We start from the raw sequence: 24443 nt of genomic DNA on the forward strand, positions 1-24443 counted from the left end.
CCTCTCATGTTGGGCGGAAGGCGATACTGCCTGAACGCGGAAGCGTTCTGGTGACTATTACTATCGGGCGATTGTGTTTAAATATTGCGGTACACTGGATGCCGCGACAACCGCTCTCATGCCCCTGTGTGCCTGCGTGAAGGATTACCACGATTCTGCTACCACCTATATATCACTCGCTATCTGGTAGGTCGATCTCACGACCCGGTCCGCGACGGCGACGGCCAGTGTCACTTCGTCGCCGGCCGACAGGTCCAGCGACCCGACGGTCACGCGTCCGTGGGGCCCGACGGTGTGTTCGGCCTGCTCGCGGGCGCCCTCGTGATCCCACTCGACGGTCACCGTCTCGGTTGTCCCGCCGTCGTGGAGGAGGACGACGTCGCTCGCGCCGGGCGTCGGGTCGGTGAGGACGACCTGCGTCGGTTCGTAGGCGTCGGCCAGCGCGTCGAAGGCCGGTTTCGCCGCCCCGTCGGCCGTCAGGACGCCCATCCCGGCGTCGGCCACGTCCCGCAACGCCTCGAGGACGACGACGCCGGTCCCGCGCTCGCGGAGGCTCTCGGCGACCGTCCGGACGACGCGGGCCTGGTAGGCCTGTGAGGCCTCGCGGCCGTCGTCGACGTACCGCTCGTGGGCGCGGCGGTCGAACCCCGTCTCGTCGGTGGGGTCGTCGGTCCCCAGCGACCCCGCACCGAACCCGCCGACCACGCCGGCCCCGCCGTACCGGTCACAGAGCCACCCGAGGTCCGTGGCCCGTCCGTACTCCCACCCGGAAAACAGCGTGAGGGCGTCGGGGTCGATACCGGGCGGGCCGACCACAGGCACGGTCGGGACGGCCTCGACAGCACCGGCGACACGCTCGGCCGCCGTCGCGTCGTAGGCGGCCCGCCAGGCCCGGACGCGAAAGCGCAGGCGGGCGAGGGTCCCCGACCCGAGGCCCGCCGCGTAGGCCCCGACGGGCGCGTCGTGAACACCGACGGCGGCGAGACTCGGGTGGTGAGCGTAGGTGTCGACGAGCGACGCCGCGAGCTCGGTCCCGCGCTCGGCGTCGAACCCGCCGGGGCCGGTCAGCGGGAGGTCCTGCCAGAGCAGGACGCCGTGACGGTCACACGCGGCCGCGACGGCCGGCGGCGTCCCCTGGGCTCTGACCCGGACGAGGTTGGCGTTCGCCGCGGCGGCCCGCTCTATGTCCTCGGGCGTCGGGTCAAGCAGCGTCACCCCGCGGACCGGGACGCGCTCGCCGTTGACCCGGACGCCGCCGTCGTCCGCCTCGACGGTCCGGAGCCCCGTGGTCACCGCGTGGGCGTCGTCGCCGACCTTCGCCCGGACCACGTAGCGGGCCTGCTCGCCCCGGTCGTGGGGCCACCACAGCGCCGGGTCGCGGACCTCGACGGTGTGTGTGACAGTCGCAGTCCCGCTCCCGGCGGTGACCTGCGAGCGGGACATCGTCCCGCCGCCCCGACTCGCCCCCTCCGGTCGCAGGGTGACCGTCAGGCGGTCGTCGATGGCGTCGGTCGTCACCACGTCGGCGGTGACGTCGACGGCCGCGCCGTCGTCGGTCAGGCGTGGCGCCACCCGGACGTCGTCCACGTACGGGTCCGGCCGGGTCTCGACGGCGGCGCGCCACCAGATGCCGGGCACACACCGCTCGGCCGGCAGTGCGTCGGTGGCGTGCAATCCGCCGAAGCGGTCCTCGGGTGCGCGACACTCGACGACGACGCGGTACTCCTCGGCATCGGGCAACCTGACGCGGAGCGGCGCGAAGTAGGCGTCGTGGGTCGCGACGCGTTCCCCGTTGCACCACACGCGAGCGTGTGCGTACGTGCCCTGCAGGACGAGACGGACGTGCTCCTCACCTGGCCCTCGCGGGTCAGCGAACGCCGTCTCGTAGGCGACGGCGTCGGCACCCGCGAACTGCGCCGGTCGGCCCGGCACGGTCGCCGGGTCCCACGCGTCCGGCGTCGGCGGGGTCCCGTCCGGCGTGACCGCCGCGGCGCGCCACGATAGCGACATACCCGGTGGGGCGTCCGCCGGAGACATATCAGTTACTCCGCTGTCGGTTTCCACTTTCACTTTCACTCCGGGTGGCTCGCATTCACGTGGGAGGGGGCACACACTGGGAGTATGTTCGAGGAGCTACTCGACGACGCGCCCCACTGTGACGGCCACGACTGCGACCGGCCGCTCGCGGATCCGGCGCTGGTGTTCGAGACGGACGCCGGCCGCCGCGCAGCCTACGAGTGTGCGTGCGGTGCGGTGACGGTCACCGTCTGCCGGCCCGAGTCGTCTCGCTGAAGTACCCCGACCGTCGAGGGGGCGTATGACCATCGAGGAGACCGTCCACGCGACGGGCCACGAACACGTCACCGCCGAGCACGCGAGTACGCTGGAACTGACGAGCGACGACTTCCTGACCCCCGCCGGCGACTGCATCCTCGGCATCGAGGCCCACCGGGTCCCCAGCGAGTTCGACGCCGAATTCGTCGCTGCCTGCCGGGACGCCGACGCGACGATCACCGCCACCCTCCAGGCGGCCGGCCACACAGCGACGGTCACGGGGTCGGGCCACCCGGACCTGACCTTCGAGAGCGACCGCAGCCACGTCCTGCGCACGAGCGACTACGTCGACGAGCGGACGGTGATGGTCGGGGCCGACGCCGCCGCCGGCGACCTCGACCGCGACCTCGTGGCCGCGGTGGCCGACGGCGCGGACGTGACGATGACCCTGCGCGTCGCCGGCGACTGAGCGGTCGCCGGTCTCGACGGCTCTTTGAGTCTCGCGGCTCACCGTCGGGACATGGACGACCCCGAACCCGACCGGAACATCAGCGGCGGCGAGACGGGTGGCGGCACGACGCGGACGTTCGATCCCGGGAGTGGAGAGACGCGCGCCGATGTCGTCGTCGACCGACTGGGCGATCTCTACTGGCAGAAGACCTACGGCGGCCAGCCCGCCTTCGAGTGTCTGGTCCGGACGATCCTCAGCCAGAACACCTCCGATACGGCCAGCCAGCCGGCCCACGACGCGCTGATGGACGCCTACGGCGGCGAGAACCTGGCGGCGTCGCTCGCCGGGGCAGACCAGCAACGGGTGGCCGAGACCATCGAGTCGGCCGGCCTGTACAACCAGAAGTCGGCGCGTATCGTCGCGCTGGCCGAGCTGGTGGTCGACGAGTACGGCGGCGCCGACGGCTTCGACGAGTACGTCAAGACGGGCGACCCCGTCGAGGTCCGGGCCCGCCTGCTCGAGCTGAACGGCGTCGGGCCGAAGACGGCCGACTGTGTCCTCCTCTTCTCGGGCGGCCGCCCAGGCGTCTTCCCCGTCGACACGCACGTCCACCGCATCGCCCGGCGGATGGGCCTCGCACCGGCCGACGCCGACCACGAGACGGTCCGCGAGTATCTGGAGCGGGACGTCCCCGGCGAGAAGTGCGGCTTCGGCCACACGGCGATGATTCAGTTCGGGCGCGAGTACTGCACCGCGCGGAAGCCGGCGTGTCTGGACGACCCCGACGCCTGTCCGCTGGCGGGGCTCTGTGACCAGGTGGGCGTCTACCCGGCCGCCGGCGAGGTCGTCGACCCGAGCGAGGCGGACTAGAATCCGTTCTCAGTCGCTCTCGGTGATGGAGATGGTGCCGTGGTCGATGCGGACGTCGAACCCCTCGTACTGGAACGAGACGGTGGCGTTGGCCAGCCCCGCGCGGTGGTCGCTGAAGAGCATGTCCAGCGCGTCGGGGTCGATGATGTCGTAGACGACCGGCAGGTCGCGCGGGTCCACGTCCTTCCGGTCGGCGACCAGCGCCGTGACCGCCATGCTCGGCACGCCGTCGGCGGGGTCGAACTCCGCTTCCGTCGTGCCAGTGACCTCGTCCGTCCTGAGGCTCGTAAAGGGGAACATCCCGTCGCTCACTAGCGCGCCCGGGCCCGTTTCGTTCAGATAACTCGTCCATGTACGTACGGAATATGTCTACGAGAATGGAATAGCCGGTTGACTATGTAATGTGTTTATATATGGGCTCAGTGACGTCATCCGTTTTTGGACGACATCTCGCTGACGAGCGTCCGGTGGCCCCGCCGCAGGCGACTCGAGACGGCCTGTCGCGAGATCCCAAGTTCGGCCGCGACGTCCTCTAGGGTGGCCGTCCGCGGTTCGTCGAAGTACCCCAGCTCGTAGGCCAGCATCAGCGCCTCCCGCTGTGGGGCGGTCAGTTCCGGCGGCTCGGACTCCCGCCCTGCCGAGAGGTCGTGCAGTTCCGTCAGCGTGAGCTCGATGCCCCGGTCACGGCACGCCCCGTCGAACTGGGAGATGGCACCCGGCTCGATGGCGCGGACCTGGATCGTCCAGTCCTTTGTCGTCCCGTTTGCCGAGAGCAGCGAGACGTCCGTCTCCACTATCGCCCCCAGCACGCCCTCGTAGGTGGTGACGTACTCACACCGGAGCAGCGAGCGGTCGCCGACCTGGTCGATGACCTCGACGTCCGCCAGGGTGGCCGCCTCCGAGAGGCTCTCGCGGGCCTGCTCGCCGTTCGGTCCCCTGACCCAGATGTAGGGCAAGATCGCGTCTCCCGTCGGAATCAGTCGCTCTATCTCGATGGTCGCGTCCGGGAACGACTCGAAGACGGCGTCGAAGGGGAACGCGCCCTGATCGATGGTAAACTCCGCGAGCGTCGCCATTGCCTCTCCATTCTCGCCCGAAGGGTATAAGTACGGTGACAGTATGGCCGCGACGGACGCTCAGCGCCGGTGGCCCCAGCGCTGCCCGTCGTCGGCGTACCGGGCGCTGACGATGCGGTTGAACTGGTCGTCGGACAGCGAGACGTCGACGGCCCCGACGTTCTCCGCGAGCTGGTCCGTGGTCCGCGCACCCACGATGGGTACGCAGGTCACGTCCGGCTGTTCGACGAGCCAGCGCAGCGCCACCTGGGCCGGCGTCGCGTCGAGCTCGTCCGCGACGGTCTGTATCTCTTCGAGGACGTGCCAGCCGCGTTCGGAGAGGTAGTACTCCTCGAAGGAGTCGTAGATGTCGCCTCGGGAGCCTTCCGGCCCCTCGAATGCTTTGGGGTCGTCGGGGTCGGCCCGCTCGTACTTCCCGGTGAGGAAGCCCCCGGCCAGCGGCGAGTAGGGACAGACTGCCAGGTCCTGGTCGGCACAGACGTCGAGGTAGTCTTTGACGTCGTCGCGGTAACCGGCGTGGAACAGCGGCTGGGTGACCTCGAAGCGCTCGAGACCCTCGACCTCGCTCTTCCAGAGCGCCTTGGTCAGCTGCCAGGCGGCCATCGTCGACGCGCCCAGGTAGTGGACCCGCCCCTCGCGCACCAGGTCGGTCAGCGTCCGCAGCGTCTCGACGACGTCGCTCTCCTCGTCCCAGCGGTGGATGTAGTAGAGGTCCAGGTAGTCGGTGCCCAGGCGCTCTAAGGTCCCCTCGATTTGCGCGCGGATGTGCTTGCGGCCCAGCCCCCGGTCGTTCGGGCCCGGTTCGCCCCTGCCGTCGAAGGGGAAGTACACCTTCGAGGCGATGACGAAGTCGTCCCGGTCGTAGTCCTCGAGCCACTCGCCGATGAACGACTCGCTGCGGCCGTTGGGCGTGCCGTAGACGTTGGCCGTGTCGATGAAGTTGATACCGTGCTCCCACGCCGCATCGAGCAGTTCGTGGGCCTCCTCGCGGTCGGTCTCGACGACGCCGCCCGTCTCGCGGCCGAAGCGCCAGGTGCCGAAACACAGCTGGGAGACGCGGGTGCCCGTGGTGCCGAGTCGTGTGTACTCCATAGCTGCGGGCAGGCGGGGGCGGGTCAAAATCCTATGGTCCGATGCTGTCGGTCAGTCGTCCCGGGTCCGGTCGACGTGGACCGACGACCCGACCTCGAGCTCCTGGACGCGCTGGTCGTCGCGCAGCGCGATGCCCGTGGCCTTCGGGATCTCGAGGTAGTACGACAGCGAGCGGCGCCCGTCGCGCCGGGATTCGAGGCGCCAGACGTGGTCGGCCATCGACAGCGTGAGTTCGCGGTTGGGGGAGTCGGCCTCGCGCCCCGACTCGAGGCAGTGGAGCATTCCGACGCCGCCCGTCTCGGTCAGTCGGCGCGAGAGCGCGGTGAGCAGGTCCAGGTACGCCGCCATCTCGGCCGTCCGCTCGAGCGGGTCCATCACGTCGACGACCAGGTCGTCGCCGTCCTCGAGATCTTCCAGGCCCGCCTCGATAGTCGCGAGCGCGTCGTCCAGGTCGACGTGCTCGATCCGCCGGAGCTTCGGGTCGAGGTCCTGTTGGTCGAGCTGGCGCCGGACGCTGTCGGGCGTCCGCAGCGTCGTGACGTAGTGTGTCGGACGCAGGCCGACGTGTGCACAGAGGAGCGGGAGCGACTGGGCCTCCGGCGGGGCCAGCAACGCGACGACGCTCCCGGGCTGGAGGCCACCACCCAGTGTCCGGTCGATAGTGTCGATACCGGTCGAGAGACGCATAGGTTCCCCATGTCGGACGAGACGAAAAGTCTGCCGTCGCTCCGGGTCACGCCACTCTGTCGACGTCTCGGACCTCGATGCGGGCCCCGCCCGCTTCGCTCGCGTCGATGTCGAGCGACCAGCCGTGGGCGCCGACGATGCTGTCGACGATGGCGAGACCGAGGCCGGTGCCCCCCGACGCCGTCGTGTGGCCGTACTCCCGGACGGCCTCGCGGTCCTCGGGCGGGATGCCCGGGCCGTCGTCGGCCACGTAGAACCCCTCGTCCAGCATCCCGACGCTGACCGCTACCCCGTCACCCCCGTGGTCGACGGCGTTCCGGAAGAGGTTCTCGAAGAGGTCGCCGAGCCGGTCGGGGTCGCCCTCCACGACGCCTAACTCGGACGCGCCGGACAGCGTCGCCGCGTCGGTCTCGACGGCCCACCAGGCCCGGTTGACGATGGGTTCGAGGTCACAGTGCTGGTACTCGCCGACGGTCCGGCCCTTCCGGGCGAGGTCCAGCAACCGGTCGATGAGCGCCTCCATCTGTTCGTGGGCGTCGGCCACCGCCTCGAAGTGCGTGTCCTCGCCGGTCTCTCTCGCGAGCTCGAGGTGGCCGGCGGCCACGTTCAGCGGGTTCCGCAGGTCGTGGCTGACGACGCTTGCGAACTGGTCGAGCCGTTCGTTTCGCGCCTCCAGCTCCCGCTCGCGCTCCTTGCGCTCGGTGATGTCCGTGTAGATGGCGTAGCACTCGATGGTGCCCCGGTCGGTAGTCAGCGTCACGCCGCGGAGCAGGAAATCGCGCCGCTCGCCGTCGGCGGTCACGCGCTGGACCTCGCGCTCGACCTCCCGGCCGGCGTCGAGTCGCTCGTCCATCTCGGTCGCGCGCTCGCGGTCGTCGTCCGGGACGATGAACTCGTTGAGCGACGTCTCGAGCACCCGGTCGCGGTCGTAGCCAAACACCGACTCGAACGCGGAGTTGACGTTCCTGACCACCGGTGTCGTCTCGTCGTAGGTCACGACAACCGCCGGATCCGGGATACTCTCTAAGAGCGTGTAGAACCGCTTCTCGGCCTGCTTTTCGACGAGGATGTCGCGAGCGATGATCGAGACGTAGCCGCCGTACTCCTCGGTGATGACCTCACAGACGTCGACGACCTCCTGATCGGTGAACGCGGGGCCGTCGGCCCCGACGGTGGCCGCCGCCTCCGCGACCATCTCCCGGGCCTTCTCGACGCCGACGCTCTGGCTGAACGACGCCACGATGTCGTCGACGTCGGTCGGCGTGCTCATCGTGGGAGTAACAGGACGACAGCGGTCGTGTTGTGGTAGCCACTCGTCTGTCCCCGCTCCATGCAGAGCTCGCCGTACGTCTCGAAGCCGGTGAACGGGGCCGCGAGTTCGTCCCGGATGGCGTCGACGGCGGTGTCGAACGCGTCGCCGAGGATGACCGACCGGCAGACACAGTCGTAGACGAACCCACCGGCGACGTCGGCATCGCCGAGCTCCGCTCGCGCCTCCCGGGCGGCCGACCTGACGGCCTCGACCTGGGCCTCGTCGGGGCTCTCCATGACCCGGAGGACGGTCCCCTCTGGCACGTCGACGGCGAACTCCAGCGGGCCCTCGGTGTCGGTGGTCAGCCCCGGCCACCGGATCTTGTAGGCCCGGCCCTGGTCGATGCCGAACTCGTAGCGGGTAAGCAGCTCGGTCAGCTCGGTCCCCGGTTCCAGCGCGTCGACGTCGACGTCGAACTCGTCGGCGGCGTGGTCGCGTATCGCGTCGCGCCACACCTCGAAGGCGGGTCGGCCGTCCAGTTCCCTGACGACGCTGCCATCCGCGTCAGTCACCGTCAGCGGGTCCGAGATGGGGGTGTGGCCGTGGTCGACCGTGATCGCCGTCGGTTCCGCCGAGGCGACGAGGGCGACGACCACGCCGTCGGTGACCACTGTCCCGTCACAGAACACCTCCGTCTGCTCCATCCGCATGTCGTCGCCGGCCGACGCCCCGGCGAGGCTCACCTGTTGGCCGAGCCGTCGCTGGGTGACCATCGCGACCTGTTCGCCGACGCCTACCAGCCCGTCGTGTAGCACGATGGCTGCCCTGTAGGGGTAGCCGTCGACCTCGTTCGGGAGCGAGCGCGTCGCCTCGCGAACGCACCCGGTGACGTCCTCGCGCAGGCCGGTGCCGTAGTCTGCGAAGAAGGCCATCGTATCGCTCGCGACGAGCGCCACCGCCACGCTCCCCGAGGCGGTTCGCTGGTCGGTGAACTCCCCCGACGACGAACAGCCGACGACCGTCGTCTCGTCGTCGAGGACCTCGTCGACGCCGTCCAGAACCGCTCCGTAGTCGTAGGTGGCGGAGGCAAACACCTGGCAGAAGTCGGCCCGGTCGGCGTCGAGTTCGGCGGCGGCGTCGGCGGCTGCGGTTCGGCCGGCGCTCCGCCCGTGTGCGTCGACCGCGATTCCGGAACCGAACTGAGTCTCCATCGTGTTCCACTGGGCTGGACCCGAAGCGTGTCGATACCTCGGAGGTGAGCCGTAATTAAAACTAGTGTCGGATTATCGGAATTGATACACCGTGGACAGCCCCCACAGCGACACGTCAGCGCTTGATCCGGCGGTCTCGGAAGTGAGACGGCGGTGTCAGGTCACCGGAAGCGGAACGTCTCTAGGTTCTCCGGGGCGAAGGTCCGCAGGTTGTGCTCGTGGTACAGCCCCGAGGAGAGGTCCTGGGTCGCGGACTCGTCGCCGTGGACACAGAGGACCTTCTCCGGGCGCGGGCTCATCGTGTTGACGAAGTTCTCGAGGCCCTGCCGGTCGGCGTGGCCCGAGAAGCCGTCGAGGGTCTCGACGCGCAGCGACAGGTCGACCGTCTCGCGGCTGCCGTTGCGCGCCGGAGCCTCTCGCTGCCCGTTCTGGATGCGCCGGCCCGGCGTCCCCTTCGCCTGGTAATCGAGGAAGGTGAGCGCCGAGTCGGGATCGGGGCCGACGTGTTCGAGCCACGATCGGACCGGGCCCCGGGTGAGCATCCCGGACGGGGCGAGACGATCGCCGGGTCACCCCCGGCGATCGACTCCCGTTCCGCGTCGTCGCCGTCGAAGGCGTGGAACTGGTCGGAAAGGAAGGGGTTCTCGTCGGCGTCGAAGATGCGGTCCGCCATGTCGTCCCGGAGGAACTCGGGGTAGGTCGTGTGGACGGCCGTCGCCTCCCAGACCATCCCGTCGAGGTAGATGGGCAGGTCGGGAATCTCCCCCTCGCGCATGGCCTCGGCGAGGACCAGCATGACCTCCTGTGCCCGGCCGACGGCCTCCGTCGGCACCAGGACCGTCCCGCCGCGGTCGGCGGTGTCGCGGACGACCTGTTTGAGCTTTCGTTCGGAGTCGTTCTGGTCGGTCTGGTAGTCGTTGCGGCCGCCGTAGGTCGACTCGAGGACCAGCGTCTCGACGCGGGGGAACTGGTTGACCGCCCCGTCGAGCAGGCGGGTATCGCTGTAGTGGATGTCCCCGGAGAAGGCGACGTTGTACAGGCCCTCGCCGACGTGGAAGTGGACGACGGAACTGCCCAGGACGTGGCCGGCGTTGTGCAGGGTGAGCTTGACGTCCGGCGCGATGTCGGTGACGTCGCCGTACTCCAGCGTGATGGTGTGTTTGATCGCCTCGCGGACCATCTCGGAGTCGTAGGGCGGCGTCCGGCCGTCGGCGTTCGCGCTGTCGATGTAGTCCAGCGTCAGCAGGCCCAGCAGGTCGCGTGTGGGTTCGGTACAGTAGATGGGGCCGTCGTAGCCCCGTTCGTACAGCAGCGGGACCAGCGCGGCGTGGTCGAGGTGGGCGTGGGTCAGGACGACGGCGTCGATGGTCGACGCCCCGGACCCGAGCGCCTCGGGCACGTCGAGGTACGGCGTCTCGCCGTTGGCGCCGGGTTTCTCGCCGCAGTCGACCAGGATTCGCGTGTTGGGCGTCGAGATGACGAACGCGGCACGCCCCACCTCGCGACAGCACCCGAGCGAGGTGATGCGGACCCACTCGTCGTCGGACATCGGTTCGCGGTGGATCTGTCGCCCGACGCGCTCTAAGATGGTCCGGCGCTCCTCGCGCTCCTGGCCGAGGAAGCTGCGGACGTTGTCGACCGTCGAGGACTCGATTGGGGCGCTGCGGACGACCTCGGGCGTCCAGCCGACCGCCGCGGTGATCTCGCGGCGGGTCTCGCCGCCGCGGCCGATGACGGCGCCCGGGTCCCGGGCCTCGATACGGACTTCGCCGGTCTCGCGGTCGAACTCGATGTCGGTCACGCCGGCGTCGTCGGGGACGACGTCCCGGATGACTCTCTCTGCGTCCCCGGGGCGCGTGAGGACGCTCGGGTCCGGACGGACCGTGATTCGCTTGCGGAGCGTGGACGCGAGCTGCCGGACGAGTTCGGTGTCGGCCGCGAACTCCGCCGGGTCTCGCGTGTAGATGACCAGCTCCGGTCCCTCGTAGGTCACGTCCGAGATGGAGATCCGTCGCGGGACGACGTCGTCTATCGTTGCCTTCACGCCTTCGAGCTGCTTGTCTACCGTACTCATGAGTTAGAACGGGTCGGTGTCGCCGACAGGCGGGCCCCGTGCTCGCTGGCGGTCGGCCCGGCACCTGCGGGATGAACGCTGTCTACGGGTGTCATACAGTTTGTATATCTCTCCGGAACGGAACTCCGCCCGGAAAATCGGCCTCTACCCGAGGTATTCCCCTCACAATATAAAAGGCTTCGCACTACCGGGTCGTGTTCGACCGTGGACGGAACCCCCAATTCCGGCACAAGGCGTATGCTCCCGCCACGCGACGGCATCCCCATGCGCGTCACCCCCACCGTCGTCCGCGAGGAGTACGCGTGGATTCGCGACCGGCGGTCGGTCGTGGTTCCGCTCATCAACGACACCCGCGAGCACCTCGGCGAGCAGTTCGACGTCGACGTCGCCGCCGTCACGGACACGCAGTACGACGAGGCCGTGGCGACGGTGTTCGCGGACGGCGACCGGGCCGTCAACGTCGCCGCCCTCTCCAGGCTGCTCCGTGACCTGGACGTCGAGGGCGACTATCCGGGGTTCGTCGTCGACGAGCTGCTGGGCCGGGAACTCGCCGCCGTGGTGGCCGGCGACCAGCCGCTCCGCCTCCTCGCGGAGGCGACGTTCCACGTCGCGGACGTCCGGACCCACGGTGACAGCGACGACCCCGCCGGGGCGGACGACCTGGACGCGGCCCTGGCCGCGGGGATCCAGACGCGGCTCCCCGGCTGGCCCTGGCAGGAGACGCCGAGCCCGTTCGCCCTAGAAGGTGAGTGACGGCGTCCCGAGGAAGGCCGTCTCGTACCCCTCGTGTCTGGAGACCTGCGGCGGGGCCACCACGTCGACGGTCACCGAGGGGTCGGCCGCCGTCGTCGGCACCACAGCGCCGTAGTGGGAGCCGACCGCCGGGTGGAGCGCCGCCCGCAGGGCGTCCTCGAAGACCGTCTCGCCGTCGGCCTCGACGGTGCCGTCGAGCGACATCATCGGCAGCGGCACCCGGTTGTACGGCGTGCGGACCGACACGGCGAGGTATGACTCGCCGTCGCCGAGGAAGGGGGCGTCACGGAGCCAGACGGCGACGTACTCCGCGTCGCTCCCGCTCGCGGTCCCGAGCACCGTGCCGGGCAGCGACCCGGGAGCGGGGACCTGCGAGGTCGGTATCATCTCCATCTGCATCAGGTCGAGCGCGGCCCGCTCGCCCTGCGTCTCGGGGAACTCCTCGTAGGCGAGTCCCTCGAGCGCGGCGTCGGCGAAGTCGAACTCCACGGTGGCCTCGCCGGCCTCGCCGAATCGCCCCTGGAAGGCGCCGAGGCGGCGTTCGGTCATCCCCTCGACGCGCACGGTGACCTGGTAGAGTCCCTCGCCGTCGAGGGCGTAGTTGTCGCCGTAGTGAAAGCCCATGTTCTGAGAGACCATCGGCCAGGGCTGCTTGTCGGCGACCGTCTCGCCGTCGCGTTCGACCGATATCGAGACGCCGGCTGAGACGGGCAGGACCGTCCCGCTCTCGGGGTCCCAGACGCTCGCCATCAGGTGGAGGCTGTCTTCCTCGCGGATGTCCACGCGCTCGGCGTCGGTCCCGGTCACCGTCCAGAACCGGTGGGGGAACGAGTAGGTCAGGCCGACCATGTAGTCGCCGGCCTGGCCCATCCCGACCATGCCCATCCCCTCCCTGTGGGTGGGGCGGTACGTGGCGTCGGGGCGGTCGTCGACGAGCGGTGGCGCGCGCGCCGACTGCGAGCGCAGCGACCCACACCCCGCCAGCAGCGACGCCCCGGTGGCGCCGGCACCGGCGAGGAACTGTCGTCTGTTCATGTACGTCCCTACCGGCCTCTCGTGAAAGACGGTTCTGGTACGCGGGGCGAAAACGACCGATGCGGGTCCGGCCGGCTGCGAGTTACTGCGACGGGTCGGCCGGCGGCAGGGCACGCAGCGACCGGGGCGGCAGCAGGTAGTTGCCCCGCCGCTCGACGCGCATGTACTGGAGGATGCCGTTGTTGACCCGCTGGCCCACGGCGGAGTTGTCGGCGACGTCGGTGCCGTTCATCGCCGCTCTGGTCTCGACGAAGTCGGCGATGGCGCCCTGCAAGGAGAGGAAATGCAGGCCCGCCTCGCCGCCGTCCGTCGAGTCGAAGTCCCGGCGGAGGATACGCGGGCTGTCCTCGCCGTCGCGTGCCCGGGCGAGTTTCTGCGAGTGACCGACGACCCCCTCGCGGCGACTGCTCTCGACGACGTCCTCGGGGCACTCGTCGATGGCGCTGTCCGTCCCCAGGTTCTCCCCGACGCCCTCGACTCTCCCCTCGGCGGCGTGGGCCGGGCAGAACATCTTCGAGACGCGCTGGTCCCGGGAGTCCTGTTCGTACCACTGCTGGAGCTGCAGGCGGATAAATGAGAGGTGCTCGGTGGACCCGCTGGCGAACGGGCCCTCCTCGATGGTCACGCGGTCCTCGGTGGCCTGGTTGCCCTTGAACCCCGATTTGAAACCCATGAACAGGGGGGCGTCCTCGGAGACGGGTTCGGAGTCCGGGATGCCGTCGACGTCCTGGTTCTGGGCGGGCAGGCCGGCCCCGACGAACCCGGTCCGGCGGGCCGTCGTCTCGAAGACGCCGTCGAACGCCGCCGCCATCTCGTGGCCGTTCGCGGTGTCGGTCTCGCCTCGCAGCGCCTCCTCGGCCGCGAGCACGGCACGCTCGTCGTCGCTCGCGAGATGCAACAGGGCGTCGGGCGTGTCCGGCTCGGGGTCCTCGAAGGGCGCCAGCGCCTCGGGGGCCGGCAGGTCCACGCCTGCGGGCGCGCCGGCCTCGAACCGCTTGAAGTACGTCGGGCCGTACGCCAGCGTAAAGAGCAGGCCCTCGCTGCTCCACTCGTAGGCGCGTTCGAGCGACGTCAGCGCGTCCTCGACCTGCGTCCGGTCCGCGTCGGTGGGCGTCCCCTCGCCGGCGTACTCCAGCAGGAGCAACACGTGGTGGCGCGCCAGCCGGGGGTTGCCGGCGTCGTCGGTGGCCAGCGCGGCGTCCCAGGCGTGCTGGCGCTCGGGCAGGCTCGACGGGTCGTCGGTCCCCGCCGGTATCGACCCGCCGCCGCGGTCCAGACAGGCGGCGAGCGCGGCGGCCCCGCCGATGGCGACGGCGCTCTTCGCGAACTCGCGACGGGAGATTCCGCGTCCGGTCATCACCACCGCTAGGCCCTACGGTCGCATGATGGTTGTGGTACGCCGCTCGAAACCGGTCGCCTCACGCCCCCTCGAGGAGCTGGTCGAACAGGCGCTCGAAGCGGTCGGTGAGGCGTTTGGCGAACGTGGGTTCGACGGTCCGGAGCAGGCCGGCCGTCGCCGCGGGCCGACGGAGCGACAGAGTGACCCGGTTCCCCGTCCGTCGCTTCGCGACGACGCCGGCCGAGACGAGGCCGTCGAGGTGGTGTTCGAGTGTGCTCCGGGCGACGCCCAGCTCCTCGGTGATCGCGGCCGGCGACGCCTGCTCCGCCGCGAGCAACAGCACGACGACGTCCCGTGCCGTCTCCCGTCTGAGGTACGCCAGCGTCCGCCGCTCCCACGGCCCGTATCCCGCCGGGTAGTAGTGGATGCGGCCGTTGCACCGCTGTTCGGTGACTGACTCGAGGCGCTTGAGGTGGTACTGGACCTGGCCGGTCGCGAGGTCAAGCGCGCGGGTCAGCTCCCGGAAGTGAACGCCCGGGTTGGCCTCGATGTGCCGGTCGATCCGGTCGCGCGTCTCGCTCATGCGTCGTCCTCCAGTCGCCGCTCGACGGTGCGGGCGTAGTAGACGGCGCCGAGGACCAGCACCACGACGACGGCGTCGATAGCGTGTTCGAGCAGGTGGTGCGTCTCCGGCGAGACCAGCGGCGTCACCGAGAGGGCGCCGACGAGCGGCCGGGCCACGAGGGCCGCGAGGGCGAGGACGACGAGCAGGTACGCTCGCGACCGGCGACGGCGATAGGCCGCCACGCCCAGCGCACAGAGCACCCCCGTCGCCACGGCCGACACCGCGAGGACGAAGGCGACGTCCGGCTGCAGGCCGCCGGCCTGGACGTCCAGGGGGAGGGGCCGAACCATACCGGCATTCGGGGCTCGATGCACCTCACTCGTTCGGTTCTGGCGGACTTTTTTCACCTCGCCCTGCGACGCCGGGGTATGGACCGCATCGGGTTCCTCTGTGGACCGGCCCACCCAACGTTCTGGCCCGTCGCCGAGCGCCTCTCGGCGCGCGGGTTCGAGATCCGGTTCCTGGACCCCACGGACCCGGTGGCACGCGAGGACGTCGACGCCCTCGACGCGCTGGTCGGGGCGACCCTCGGCCGGGCGGCGTTCGAGGTACTGCGGTACGCGGACCGGGTGGGCGTCGAGACCTGGAACGGGTTCGTCCCGACGACGGCTCTGGCCTCGCGCTTGGTCGCGCTCGAGGCGCTGGCGGCCGTCGGCTGTCCGGTCCCCGAGGTGCGGACGGACCCGCCGGCACGCCCCGACGCGTTCCTCGAGCGAGGGTGCTACCGGTGGGACGCCGGTGCCGAGACATTCTACCAGCGGCGGCTCGACGCCGATCCAGTCACCCACCGGTACTACGCGGTCGACGACGGCCGGGAGACACACGTCCGGGCTGTGACCGTGCGCTCGGAGCTCTCGGGGCTCGAGGACCTGCTCGCCAGCACCGACGTCGAGGTGGGACCGGCGACGCGGGTCCGCGAACTCCTGAGCCGGTTCGGCGCCCGGGCTCTCGCGGTCGATTTCGTCCAGGCCGGTGACGCCTACGCCGTGGACGTCGACCCAGCGCCGACGTTCGTCGGGACTCGGATGGACCAGCACATCGCCGACGCCGTCGCGTCGCTGACGACCATCGGTGCGTGACGCGAACGGGGAGTTTATTACCGGCACCGGCCACGACTCCGACAATGAGCGGCGAGCAGGAACTCGGCATCACGGAGAGCAAGGAGCATTCACCCGGCGAGTGGTACGCCGAGGTCGTCCAGAAGGCCGGCCTGGCGGATTATGCCCCCATGGGCGGGTTCATCGTCACGCGGCCACGCGGGTACGCCATCTGGGAACGACTCAAGGACCACCTCGACGGCTGGTTCAAGGACACCGGCGTCACGAACGCCTACTTCCCCCTTTTCATCCCGGAGTCGTACCTCGAACGGGAGAAAGACATCGTCGAGGGGTTCGACCCCGAGGTGGCGTGGGTCACCCACGGCGGCCACGAGGAACTCGAGGAGCGACTGGCGGTCCGCCCGACGAGCGAGTCCATTATCGCCCCGTTCATGGCCAAGTGGACCCGCTCGCACCGTGACCTCCCGCTCCGCCTGAACCAGTGGTGTTCGGTCGTCCGGTGGGAGGCCACCGAGACGAAGCCGTTCTTCCGCACCAAGGAGTTCCTCTGGCAGGAGGGCCACACCGCCCACGCCGACGAGGAGGGCGCGTGGGACGAGACGATGACCCGCCTCGACCAGTACCGCCGGCTCTACGAGGACGTGCTGGCGATGCCGGTCATGGAGGGGCGAAAGCCCCCGCACGACAAGTTCCCCGGCGCGCACACGACGACGACCGTCGAGGCGCTGATGCCCGACGGCAAGACCGTTCAGGGTGCGACCTCCCACTACCTTGGGACCTCCTTCGCCGAGGCGTTCGACCTCACCTACGTCGACGAGGACGAGGACGAGAAGACGGCCCACACCACGTCCTGGGGTCTCTCCTGGCGGGCGATGGGCGCGCTCATCATGACCCACTCGGACGACCAGGGGCTGGTGCTTCCGCCCGCACTCGCCGAGACGCAGGTCGTCGTCGTCCCCATCTGGCAGGAGGACACCAAAGACGAGATTCTGGACTATTCGGCCGACCTCGCGGCGGAACTCGAGGAGGCCGGTGTCCGGGTCGAACTGGACGACCGCGAACACCGCAACCCCGGCTTCAAGTACAACGAACACGAGCTCAACGGGATTCCGCTACGCGTCGAGATCGGACCCCACGAGGTCGAGGACGGGGAGGCCACGCTGGTCCACCGCCCCGACGGCGAGACCGCGACGGTCGACCGCGAGGGCATCGCCGACGCCGTCGCCGAGCACCTCGATACGGTCCACGCCAAACTGTACGCCAGCGCCGAAGAGACGCTCGAAGGGGAGATCCGCGAGGCCGACTCGCGCGAGGAGATCCTGGGCACTATCGGCCAGCACGGCGGCTACGTGAAGGCCGGCTGGTGTGGCGACGAAGCGTGCGAGGACCCCATCAAGGAGGCCATCGCCGCCGAGATCGTCATGGTCCCGCTGGACCGCGACGAGGAGCCGGTCCACGACGAGTGTGCCATCTGTGGCGAGGCCGCAGAAGAGACGGCGTACTTCGCGAAGAGTTACTGACCGGCCGTTTCGCGCCACCCCCCGGGTGTGGGAACCCGGGTTCGGGTCCGCGGCCCGGCGTCGGTCTCCTCGAGTATCACACGGACAGTACCGGTGTTGTCGACCGTCACGGTGTGGCTCTGATACCTGAACGTGATGCTCGCGGTCGTTTCGTCGTCAGTTGGGTCGAAGAGCGTATCGAGTGCGTCGGGGTCGACTGCGGTCGCAAGCGGGTCCATGATCGAGTCCATCTCGACCTCACCGTCCATCGGAACGGCCGGACGGAGTCCAGTGACGGCGGCGACGGCCCTGACCACGCCGTCGCTGAGTGCCTGTCCCTCGGAGACTTCGTACAACGCTTCCGTCGTTCCCTCGGTTGTAAATCGTTTCATCGTCGGACTACTCTACGCCGCTGGGTGTGTTCAGCGCCGCTCTTACCTGTGTAACCTGTTTATATACTGTTCTCGGTACCCTCGACGAGCGTGGCCGCGATGAAGTTCTTGTAGCCCCGCCTGAGGCGAGAGGAGAACGCCTGGCGCGTGATGCCAATGGTCGCGGCGAGCGACTGCAGGTCCGTCTGTCGTGGCTCCTCGTAGTATCCCTCGGAGAACGCCAGCAGGAGCGCTTCTTCCTGATGTTCGGTCAGGGCTCCGCCGGTACTGGTCGGCTCCTTGGAGACGTCGCCGACCCGGATCAACGAGGCGGGGACGTCGTACTCGTGACAGCGTTGCATGAACCCGGCGATCGTCGCCCGCCCGTTCCCCCGGAGTTCGAACGACCAGCCGTCGGTCGTCCCGATGCCCGTGATTATCGTGACGTCCGACTCCAGGATGGAGTGGAACAGTCCGAGCGACTGGGGACTCCACTCGGCCCTGAACAGCGCCCTGTCGCCGAGGTCGTCGGCCACCGCGACCGACTCGAACTCCGGTCGCTCCGCAAGCAGCGAGGTGATCGACGCCGCGTCGGCGTCGTGGACCCAAAAGTACGGCATCGTCGACCCGGCACTCGGCACGAACCGGTCGAGTTCGATACGTGCGTCGGGCCACTTCTCGAACACCGCACCGAGCGGGAACGCCTTCGCTGGAAGACTGAACCGTGCGACGGTCGTTCGGTCGCCGAGCATGTGTCGTCCCTGTGCCGTGTCTGTGTTAGTCGTTGTGACTGCGGGGGTATCGAACGGCTCGAAAAGCTTTGGGGAGGGAGCGTGTGACGTTTCTCCGTGCCCCCGTGAGTGCATCGGACAGGGTGGTATATAAATCGGCGTCAGACTCCGGTCATACAACCGGCAGACGTGTGGCGATTTCGTGTTACCTGCGCAACCGGTACGATTCCCACGACGGACTGTTTCCACGCCGCGGCCACTCTTCACGAACGATCATCATAGACATTGTATATCTCTCAATATTCCTTATATCTCCTAGTGTGGCATTAACAGGCCCTTAGCCTTAGAGGGACACGCTCTTGTACCAGTAGTCGTAAGAATCGTTCACATGGTTGAGCGACATACTGGCGAGTCTGCAGGCGAGGCCGGGCTTGCAGACCCCACGGACACGCGGTCGAACTGCGGTGTCGGGGTGGTAATGGACCTCGACGGCCAGAGCGACCACTGGGTAGTATCGGACGGGCTCGAACTCCTCGAGAACTTGGAACACCGCGGGACCACGGGGGCGGAGAAGAACACCGGTGACGGTGCCGGTATCATGCTGCAGATGCCGCACGACTTTTTTGTCGACGAGATCGACGCGGACCTGCCAGAACAGGGCGAGTACGCCGTCGGCACGCTCTTTCTGCCCCAGGACGAGGACGCCGCCGCGGACCTGCGCGATCTGGTCGAGACGGAGCTCGCCGGCGAGGGCCTCGAGGTCGTCGCCTGGCGGACGGTTCCGACCGACAACTCCGACCTGGGACAGACCGCGCTTGACTCGGAACCCACCGTCGCCCAGTGTTTCGTCACGTCGGCGACCGGGGCGACCGGCGACGAGTTCGAGAACCGACTCTACGTCGGCCGTCGCGTCCTCGAGAATACGGTCGAAGCGACACAGCCCGACGGCCACGAGCGGTTCTACGTCGTCTCGCTGGCCACCGACGTCGTCGTCTACAAGGGCCTGCTGCTGGCCGAGCAACTCCCCGAGTACTATCCGGAACTGAACGACGAGCGGATGCAGTCGTCCTTCGCGATGGTCCACGCACGCTTCTCGACGAACACGCTGGGCGCGTGGCACCTCGCCCATCCCTACCGCCGTATCATCCACAACGGCGAGTTCAACACCATCCAGGGCAACATCAACTGGATGCGCGCCCGCGAGACAGACATCGCGAGCGACCAGTTCGGGAGCGACCTGGAGAAGGTCAAACCAATCATCGACGACCCCGAGCAGTCCGACACCGCGAGCGTCGACAACGCGCTCGAACTCCTGCTTCAGGGCGGCCGCGACCTGCCCCACGCGCTGCGGATGCTCATCCCCGAGGCGTGGCGCGGCGACATGAACGACGTCACAGGCGACCGCCGGGACTTCTACGACTACCACGCCTCGCTGGTCGAACCGTGGGACGGCCCCGCGCTCGTCGCGGCGACGGACGGGGAGCGGATCGGTGCCGTGCTGGACCGCAACGGGCTGCGCCCGTGCCGATACGACATCCTCGAGGACAACACGCTCGTGATGTCCTCCGAGGCCGGCGCGCTGGACCACGACGCCAGCGAGATCACCGAACGCGGTCGACTCCAGCCCGGCCAGTGTTTCCTCGCCGACCCCGAGGAGGGACGGGTCATCCCCGACGCGGAGGTCTTCGAGGACATCGCCGACGAGAAGTACGGCGAGTGGGTCGCCCAGGAACAGGTCGACATCTCCGACATCACCGACCGAAAGGACAACACCCCCCAGCACTCGGTCGACCGCCTGCGCAGCTACCAGGCGATGTACGGCTACACCTACGACGAGGTGGACCACCTGCTGGAGCCGATGGCCGAGAAGGGGAAAGACCCCGTCGGCTCGATGGGCGACGACACGCCGCTGTCGGTGCTCTCGCAGTTCAACCGGCCGCTCTTTACCTACTTCAAGCAGCTGTTCGCGCAGGTCACGAACCCGCCGCTGGACTACATCCGCGAGGAGCTCGTGACCTCGCTGGAGTCCCGACTGGGCCACCAGCGCAACCTGCTCGACGAGAGTCAGGCCCACGCGCGACAGCTGGTGCTCGATTCGCCCATCCTCACCGACGAGGAGCTGGACGCGATCAAGGACATCGACGCTAACGGCATGTCGACGGCAGTCGTCGACATCACCTACGAGAAGGGCGCCGACCTGCGCGAGGCCGTCGAACGGGCACGAGCGGAGGCCGACGAGGCGGCGACGGAACACGACATCGTCGTGCTCTCGGACCGCGCGGCCGGCGACGAGCGCGTGCCCATCCCGTCGCTGCTCGCGGTCGGGGGCATTCACCACCACCTCGTCCGCAACGGCCTGCGAAACCACGTCGGCCTCGTGGTCGAGTCCGCGGACCCGCGTGCAGTCCACCACTTCGCGACGCTCATCGGCTACGGTGCCGGCGCGGTCAACCCCTACCTCTCCTACCAGACCATCGAGGACCTGGTCGCCGGGCCCGACGGTGCGGACCTGCCCGACGCCATCGACGCCTACATCACGGCCGTCGAGGACGGCCTGCTGAAGACGATGGCCAAGATGGGCATCTCCACCGTCGAGTCCTACCAGGGCGCCCAGATCTTCGAGGCCGTCGGCCTCTCCTCCGATTTCATCGCCGAGTACTTCGAGGGCACGACCTGCCGGACGGAGGGCATCGGCATCGAGGATATCGAGGAGGACCTCCTCCAGCGCCACGAGGTCGCCTGGAGCGAAGAGGAACCCGAGATGCCCCGCCAGGGCGAGTACGAGTTCCGCTCGAACGGCATCCACCACCAGTGGAACCCCAACACGGTCGGCAAGATCCAGCAGGCCGTCCGCATGGGCGACTACGACATCTACAAGGAGTTCGCCGAGCTGGTCAACGACCAGAACGAGCAGCTCCAGACCCTTCGCGGGTTGCTCGAACTCGACTCGGACCGCGAGTCCATCCCCATCGAGGACGTCGAGCCCGTCGAGGACATCGTCGAACGCTTCGAGACGGCGGCGATGTCGCTGGGCTCGCTCTCGCCGGAGATGCACGAGAACAACGCCATCGCGATGAACCGCCTGGGCGCCAACGCCAACACCGGCGAGGGCGGAGAACCGCCCGAGCGCTTCGGCACCGAGAAGGAGTGTACGACCAAGCAGGTGGCGTCGGGCCGCTTCGGCGTCACCTCCGACTACCTCGCGGCGGCCGACGAGCTCCAGATCAAGATGGCCCAGGGCTCCAAGCCTGGCGAGGGCGGCCACCTCCCCGGCAAGAAGGTCAACGAGATGATCGCCCACGTCCGCTACGCGACGCCGGGCGTCGGGCTCATTTCGCCGCCGCCGCTGCACGACATCTACTCCATCGAGGACCTGAAACAGCTCATCCACGACCTCAAGGCCTCGAACCCGGAGGCAGACATCAACGTCAAGCTGGTCGCCGAGGACGGCATCGGCACCATCGCGGCCGGCGTCGCGAAGGCCAACGCCGACGTGGTCCACATCTCGGGCCACGACGGCGGGACCGGCGCCTCGCCAAAGACCTCGATTAAGAACGCGGGCCTCCCCTGGGAGCTCGGCGTCGCCGAGGCCAACCAGATGCTGCGCGCGACCGGCCTGCGCTCGCGCATCAAGATCACCACCGACGGCGGCATGAAGACCGGCCGCGACGTGGCCGTCGCCGCGCTCTTTGGCGCCGAGGGCTATATCTTCGGGACCGCGTCGATGGTCACCTCCGGCTGTGTGATGGCCCGGCAGTGCCACGAGAACACCTGTCCGGTCGGCGTCGCCACCCAGAACGAGAACCTCCGCAGCCGCTTCCCGGGCGAACCCCAGCACGTCATCAACTACATGACGTTCGTCGCCCAGGAGCTGCGCGAGATCATGGCCGAACTCGGCTTCGAGACGGTCGCCGACATGATCGGTCGGGTCGACGTCCTCCAGCAGCGCGACGACGTCACCCAGCCAAAGGCCAAGAAGCTGGACCTCTCGGCGGTCATCGCCGAACCGGCCGACAACGACGGCCGCTACAAGCAACAGGAACAGGACCACGACGTCGACGAGCAACTCGACTGGGACCTGCTCGAGGCCGCCCGACCGGCAATGGAGCACGAGGAACCGGTCGTCATCGACGCCGAGATATCCAGCGTCGACCGCGCGGTCGGCGCGACCCTCTCGAACCGCATCAGCCGGCAGTACGGCCAGCACGGCCTGCCCGACGACACCATCCACGTCGACTTCCACGGGACGGCGGGCCAGTCCTTCGGCGCGTTCCTCACCGACGGCGTGACGATGGACCTCACCGGCACCGCCAACGACTACGTCGGCAAGGGCCTCTCGGGCGGGAAACTCCTCTTGAAGACGCCCAAAGACGCCCCGTACGACCCCAGCGAGAACATCGTCATCGGCAACGTCGCGCTCTACGGCGCGACCCAGGGCGAGGTCTACGTCAACGGGATGGCCGGCGAGCGCTTCGCCGTCCGTAACTCCGGCGTCAAGGGCGTCGTCGAGGGCGTCGGCGACCACGGCTGTGAGTACATGACCGGCGGCGCCATCGTCGTCCTGGGCGAGACGGGCAAGAACTTCGCGGCCGGGATGTCCGGCGGCGTCGCCTACGTCTACGACCCCGACGGCACGTTCGAAGGGCGGTTCAACGACGGCATGGCCTCGCTCGATGACACTCTCGAACCCAAGGATCGCCAGATGATCACCCGGCTCGTCGAGAACCACGCGGCCTACACTGACTCCGAGCTGGCGGCCGACATGCTCGAGGACTGGGACGCCGAACTGGAGAACTTCACGAAGGTGATGCCCGACGCCTACGCCGAGGTCATCGCCGACCGCGAGCGCGATGACGTCCGCAACGAACCGCCCAAGGCCGCCTCGAAGGTCGCCGAGGCCACCGAGGCGGAGTTCGCCGCGTCGACGGACGACTGACCAGTCGACGCGGACCGGCCCACCGCGACCCGACCCGTTTTGTCGCTCCCGTCCGAGACGCCGGTATGGAGCGTGCCCTCGTCATCGGCGGCACCCGGTTCATCGGTCGTCACACCGTCACGGAGTTCCTGGACGCTGACTACGACGTGACCATCCTGAACCGGGGGCGCCACGAGAACCCCTTCGCCGACGACCCGGGCGTCGACCACGTCGCGGGCGACCGTCGCGAGCGCGGGACACTCGAGACCGCCCGGGAGCGAGTCGACCCCGACGTCGTCGTCGACTGCGTGGCGTACTTCCCCGAGGACGTGCGGGTCGCGACAGACGTCTTCGCCGACGTCGACGCCTACGTCTACGTCTCCAGCGGCGCCGCCTACGGGAAGGAGCGAGTCCCCAAGCGGGAGGGCGACACCGAACTGGAACCCTGTGACGACGACCAGGCCACGACCGACAGTCGTGCGACCTACGGCCCGCGGAAGGCCGAGGGGGACCGTGAGGTGTTCCGGGCCGCGGCCGACGGCGTCCGGGCGATGAGCGTCCGGCCGACCGTCGTCTACGGGCCCCACGACTACACCGAGCGCTTCGCCTACTGGGTCGACCGCGTGGAGTCGTTCGACCGCGTCGTCGTCCCCGCCGACGGCCTGAGCCTCTGGCAGATGGCCTACGTCGAGGACGTCGCGAGCGCGCTGCGGGTCGTCGCAGAGTCGGGGACCGCCGGTGAGGCCTACAACGTCGGCGACGGGCACGCCCCGACGCTGGGCGGCTGGGTCGACCTGCTCGCCGATGCCTGCGAGACGAGCGTCGAGACGGTCGGTGCGAGCACGCGGGACCTCGCGACCGCCGGGCTGGAACCCGAGGACTTCCCCGTCTACCGCGACCCGCCGCACCTGCTCTCGGTCGCGAAGCTCCTGTCGCTCGGGTGGTCCTCGACCGACCACGGGACGGCCCTCGAGCGGACCGTCACAGAGCACCGCGAGAACGGCCGGACCGGCCGGGAGTACGGCCCCGACCGCGAGGCCGAGCGGGCGGTGCTTGACGCACTGCTCGAGTGAGTGCGTGCCCGGTAGCCGCAGGACAAACCAATTTGTACCCCGGGAGACGAGAGGCGT

General features: G+C 68.9%; 21 protein-coding genes and 1 pseudogene. 8 read left to right on the top strand and 14 right to left on the bottom strand.

Annotated elements, in window-relative coordinates; genetic code table 11:
• Nucleotides 1-165: 165 nt before the first annotated feature.
• Nucleotides 166-2010: a glycoside hydrolase family 2 protein gene (locus tag P1N55_RS16575; protein WP_276276602.1), complete on the bottom strand. Its 1845-nt coding sequence runs from the start codon at nucleotides 2008-2010 to the stop codon at nucleotides 166-168.
• A 111-nt stretch (nucleotides 2011-2121) separates the two neighbouring features.
• Between P1N55_RS16575 and P1N55_RS16580 the strand changes: the two genes are divergently transcribed.
• The 3 genes from P1N55_RS16580 to P1N55_RS16590 are packed head-to-tail and all read left to right on the top strand — an operon-like array spanning nucleotide 2122 to nucleotide 3595.
• Nucleotides 2122-2292: a hypothetical protein gene (locus P1N55_RS16580; RefSeq protein ID WP_276276603.1), complete on the top strand. Its 171-nt coding sequence runs from the start codon at nucleotides 2122-2124 to the stop codon at nucleotides 2290-2292.
• Nucleotides 2293-2317: 25 nt separating this feature from the next.
• On the top strand, nucleotides 2318-2743 hold the full coding sequence (locus P1N55_RS16585) for a DUF371 domain-containing protein (RefSeq protein ID WP_276276604.1): 426 nt from the start codon (nucleotides 2318-2320) through the stop codon (nucleotides 2741-2743).
• 51 nt (nucleotides 2744-2794) lie between these two features.
• Nucleotides 2795-3595, top strand: a complete 801-nt coding sequence (locus P1N55_RS16590) for an endonuclease III domain-containing protein (protein ID WP_276276605.1) — start codon at nucleotides 2795-2797, stop codon at nucleotides 3593-3595.
• Nucleotides 3596-3604: 9 nt separating this feature from the next.
• Here the strand turns inward: P1N55_RS16590 and P1N55_RS16595 are convergent, their stop codons facing one another.
• The 7 genes and pseudogenes from P1N55_RS16595 to P1N55_RS16625 form a co-directional block, all read right to left on the bottom strand.
• On the bottom strand, nucleotides 3605-3907 hold the full coding sequence (locus tag P1N55_RS16595; RefSeq protein ID WP_276276606.1) for a HalOD1 output domain-containing protein: 303 nt from the start codon (nucleotides 3905-3907) through the stop codon (nucleotides 3605-3607).
• A gap of 116 nt (nucleotides 3908-4023) precedes the next feature.
• On the bottom strand, nucleotides 4024-4671 hold the full coding sequence (locus tag P1N55_RS16600) for a helix-turn-helix domain-containing protein (protein ID WP_276276607.1): 648 nt from the start codon (nucleotides 4669-4671) through the stop codon (nucleotides 4024-4026).
• Between the two features lie 60 nt (nucleotides 4672-4731).
• Nucleotides 4732-5763: an aldo/keto reductase gene (locus P1N55_RS16605; RefSeq protein WP_276276608.1), complete on the bottom strand. Its 1032-nt coding sequence runs from the start codon at nucleotides 5761-5763 to the stop codon at nucleotides 4732-4734.
• 51 nt (nucleotides 5764-5814) lie between these two features.
• A complete protein-coding gene (locus P1N55_RS16610; protein WP_276276609.1) occupies nucleotides 5815-6450 on the bottom strand; it encodes an RAD55 family ATPase in 636 nt (211 codons plus the stop codon).
• A 46-nt stretch (nucleotides 6451-6496) separates the two neighbouring features.
• The gene (locus P1N55_RS16615) at nucleotides 6497-7720 is read right to left on the bottom strand and encodes a sensor histidine kinase (protein WP_276276610.1); all 1224 of its coding nucleotides are present in this window, start codon (nucleotides 7718-7720) and stop codon (nucleotides 6497-6499) included.
• Nucleotides 7717-8913, bottom strand: a complete 1197-nt coding sequence (locus P1N55_RS16620) for an FIST signal transduction protein (protein ID WP_276276611.1) — start codon at nucleotides 8911-8913, stop codon at nucleotides 7717-7719. Before P1N55_RS16620 ends, P1N55_RS16615 begins: the two co-directional genes overlap by 4 nt.
• A gap of 161 nt (nucleotides 8914-9074) precedes the next feature.
• Nucleotides 9075-10987: pseudogene (locus P1N55_RS16625) on the bottom strand (beta-CASP ribonuclease aCPSF1).
• A 264-nt stretch (nucleotides 10988-11251) separates the two neighbouring features.
• Here P1N55_RS16625 and P1N55_RS16630 point away from each other — a divergent pair.
• Nucleotides 11252-11740, top strand: a complete 489-nt coding sequence (locus P1N55_RS16630) for a hypothetical protein (RefSeq protein ID WP_276276612.1) — start codon at nucleotides 11252-11254, stop codon at nucleotides 11738-11740.
• On the opposite strand, the gene P1N55_RS16635 is transcribed toward P1N55_RS16630, so the two are convergent.
• The 4 genes from P1N55_RS16635 to P1N55_RS16650 all read right to left on the bottom strand — a co-directional run bounded on the left by P1N55_RS16635 (nucleotide 11726) and on the right by P1N55_RS16650 (nucleotide 15029).
• Entirely contained in the window at nucleotides 11726-12775 is a 1050-nt protein-coding gene (locus P1N55_RS16635) for a twin-arginine translocation signal domain-containing protein (RefSeq protein ID WP_276276613.1), read from the bottom strand. The two genes, P1N55_RS16630 and P1N55_RS16635, sit on opposite strands and share 15 nt — an antisense overlap.
• Nucleotides 12776-12857: 82 nt before the next feature.
• Nucleotides 12858-14132 (bottom strand): DUF7405 family protein, encoded by a 1275-nt coding sequence (locus P1N55_RS16640; RefSeq protein ID WP_276276614.1) that lies wholly within the window; start codon nucleotides 14130-14132, stop codon nucleotides 12858-12860.
• 61 nt (nucleotides 14133-14193) lie between these two features.
• Entirely contained in the window at nucleotides 14194-14697 is a 504-nt protein-coding gene (locus P1N55_RS16645; protein WP_276276615.1) for a winged helix-turn-helix transcriptional regulator, read from the bottom strand.
• Complete coding sequence (locus P1N55_RS16650; RefSeq protein WP_276276616.1) at nucleotides 14694-15029, bottom strand: DUF7471 family protein; 336 nt, start codon at nucleotides 15027-15029, stop codon at nucleotides 14694-14696. Before P1N55_RS16650 ends, P1N55_RS16645 begins: the two co-directional genes overlap by 4 nt.
• 78 nt (nucleotides 15030-15107) lie before the next feature.
• On the opposite strand from P1N55_RS16650, the gene P1N55_RS16655 reads away from it, so the two are divergent.
• A complete protein-coding gene (locus P1N55_RS16655; protein WP_276276617.1) occupies nucleotides 15108-15818 on the top strand; it encodes an ATP-grasp domain-containing protein in 711 nt (236 codons plus the stop codon).
• Between the two features lie 44 nt (nucleotides 15819-15862).
• On the top strand, nucleotides 15863-17317 hold the full coding sequence (gene proS / locus P1N55_RS16660; RefSeq protein WP_276276618.1) for a proline--tRNA ligase: 1455 nt from the start codon (nucleotides 15863-15865) through the stop codon (nucleotides 17315-17317).
• Here the strand turns inward: proS and P1N55_RS16665 are convergent.
• On the bottom strand, nucleotides 17311-17652 hold the full coding sequence (locus P1N55_RS16665; protein ID WP_276276619.1) for a HalOD1 output domain-containing protein: 342 nt from the start codon (nucleotides 17650-17652) through the stop codon (nucleotides 17311-17313). The two genes, proS and P1N55_RS16665, sit on opposite strands and share 7 nt — an antisense overlap.
• Nucleotides 17653-17747: 95 nt before the next feature.
• Entirely contained in the window at nucleotides 17748-18419 is a 672-nt protein-coding gene (locus P1N55_RS16670) for a helix-turn-helix domain-containing protein (protein ID WP_276276620.1), read from the bottom strand.
• A 367-nt stretch (nucleotides 18420-18786) separates the two neighbouring features.
• On the opposite strand from P1N55_RS16670, the gene gltB reads away from it, so the two are divergent.
• Nucleotides 18787-23334 (top strand): glutamate synthase large subunit, encoded by a 4548-nt coding sequence (gene gltB, locus P1N55_RS16675; protein ID WP_276276621.1) that lies wholly within the window; start codon nucleotides 18787-18789, stop codon nucleotides 23332-23334.
• A 65-nt stretch (nucleotides 23335-23399) separates the two neighbouring features.
• Nucleotides 23400-24386 (top strand): NAD-dependent epimerase/dehydratase family protein, encoded by a 987-nt coding sequence (locus P1N55_RS16680; RefSeq protein ID WP_276276622.1) that lies wholly within the window; start codon nucleotides 23400-23402, stop codon nucleotides 24384-24386.
• Nucleotides 24387-24443: the final 57 nt, after the last annotated feature.

The organism is Haloarcula regularis (genome assembly GCF_029338315.1).
GTDB lineage: Archaea > Halobacteriota > Halobacteria > Halobacteriales > Haloarculaceae > Haloarcula > Haloarcula regularis.

Excerpts from the sequence above, each read along its gene's own strand:
- P1N55_RS16575 (WP_276276602.1), bottom strand. The coding sequence starts at position 2,010 with ATGTCGCTATCGTGGCGCGCCGCGGCGGTCACGCCGGACGGGACCCCG.
- P1N55_RS16670 (WP_276276620.1), bottom strand. The coding sequence starts at position 18,419 with ATGCTCGGCGACCGAACGACCGTCGCACGGTTCAGTCTTCCAGCGAAG.
- P1N55_RS16615 (WP_276276610.1), bottom strand. The coding sequence starts at position 7,720 with ATGAGCACGCCGACCGACGTCGACGACATCGTGGCGTCGTTCAGCCAG.
- proS (WP_276276618.1), top strand. The coding sequence starts at position 15,863 with ATGAGCGGCGAGCAGGAACTCGGCATCACGGAGAGCAAGGAGCATTCA.
- gltB (WP_276276621.1), top strand. The coding sequence starts at position 18,787 with ATGGTTGAGCGACATACTGGCGAGTCTGCAGGCGAGGCCGGGCTTGCA.
- P1N55_RS16630 (WP_276276612.1), top strand. The coding sequence starts at position 11,252 with ATGCGCGTCACCCCCACCGTCGTCCGCGAGGAGTACGCGTGGATTCGC.
- P1N55_RS16635 (WP_276276613.1), bottom strand. The coding sequence starts at position 12,775 with ATGAACAGACGACAGTTCCTCGCCGGTGCCGGCGCCACCGGGGCGTCG.
- P1N55_RS16605 (WP_276276608.1), bottom strand. The coding sequence starts at position 5,763 with ATGGAGTACACACGACTCGGCACCACGGGCACCCGCGTCTCCCAGCTG.
- P1N55_RS16610 (WP_276276609.1), bottom strand. The coding sequence starts at position 6,450 with ATGCGTCTCTCGACCGGTATCGACACTATCGACCGGACACTGGGTGGT.
- P1N55_RS16585 (WP_276276604.1), top strand. The coding sequence starts at position 2,318 with ATGACCATCGAGGAGACCGTCCACGCGACGGGCCACGAACACGTCACC.
- P1N55_RS16680 (WP_276276622.1), top strand. The coding sequence starts at position 23,400 with ATGGAGCGTGCCCTCGTCATCGGCGGCACCCGGTTCATCGGTCGTCAC.
- P1N55_RS16580 (WP_276276603.1), top strand. The coding sequence starts at position 2,122 with ATGTTCGAGGAGCTACTCGACGACGCGCCCCACTGTGACGGCCACGAC.
- P1N55_RS16620 (WP_276276611.1), bottom strand. The coding sequence starts at position 8,913 with ATGGAGACTCAGTTCGGTTCCGGAATCGCGGTCGACGCACACGGGCGG.
- P1N55_RS16600 (WP_276276607.1), bottom strand. The coding sequence starts at position 4,671 with ATGGCGACGCTCGCGGAGTTTACCATCGATCAGGGCGCGTTCCCCTTC.
- P1N55_RS16590 (WP_276276605.1), top strand. The coding sequence starts at position 2,795 with ATGGACGACCCCGAACCCGACCGGAACATCAGCGGCGGCGAGACGGGT.
- P1N55_RS16645 (WP_276276615.1), bottom strand. The coding sequence starts at position 14,697 with ATGAGCGAGACGCGCGACCGGATCGACCGGCACATCGAGGCCAACCCG.
- P1N55_RS16640 (WP_276276614.1), bottom strand. The coding sequence starts at position 14,132 with ATGACCGGACGCGGAATCTCCCGTCGCGAGTTCGCGAAGAGCGCCGTC.
- P1N55_RS16655 (WP_276276617.1), top strand. The coding sequence starts at position 15,108 with ATGGACCGCATCGGGTTCCTCTGTGGACCGGCCCACCCAACGTTCTGG.
- P1N55_RS16650 (WP_276276616.1), bottom strand. The coding sequence starts at position 15,029 with ATGGTTCGGCCCCTCCCCCTGGACGTCCAGGCCGGCGGCCTGCAGCCG.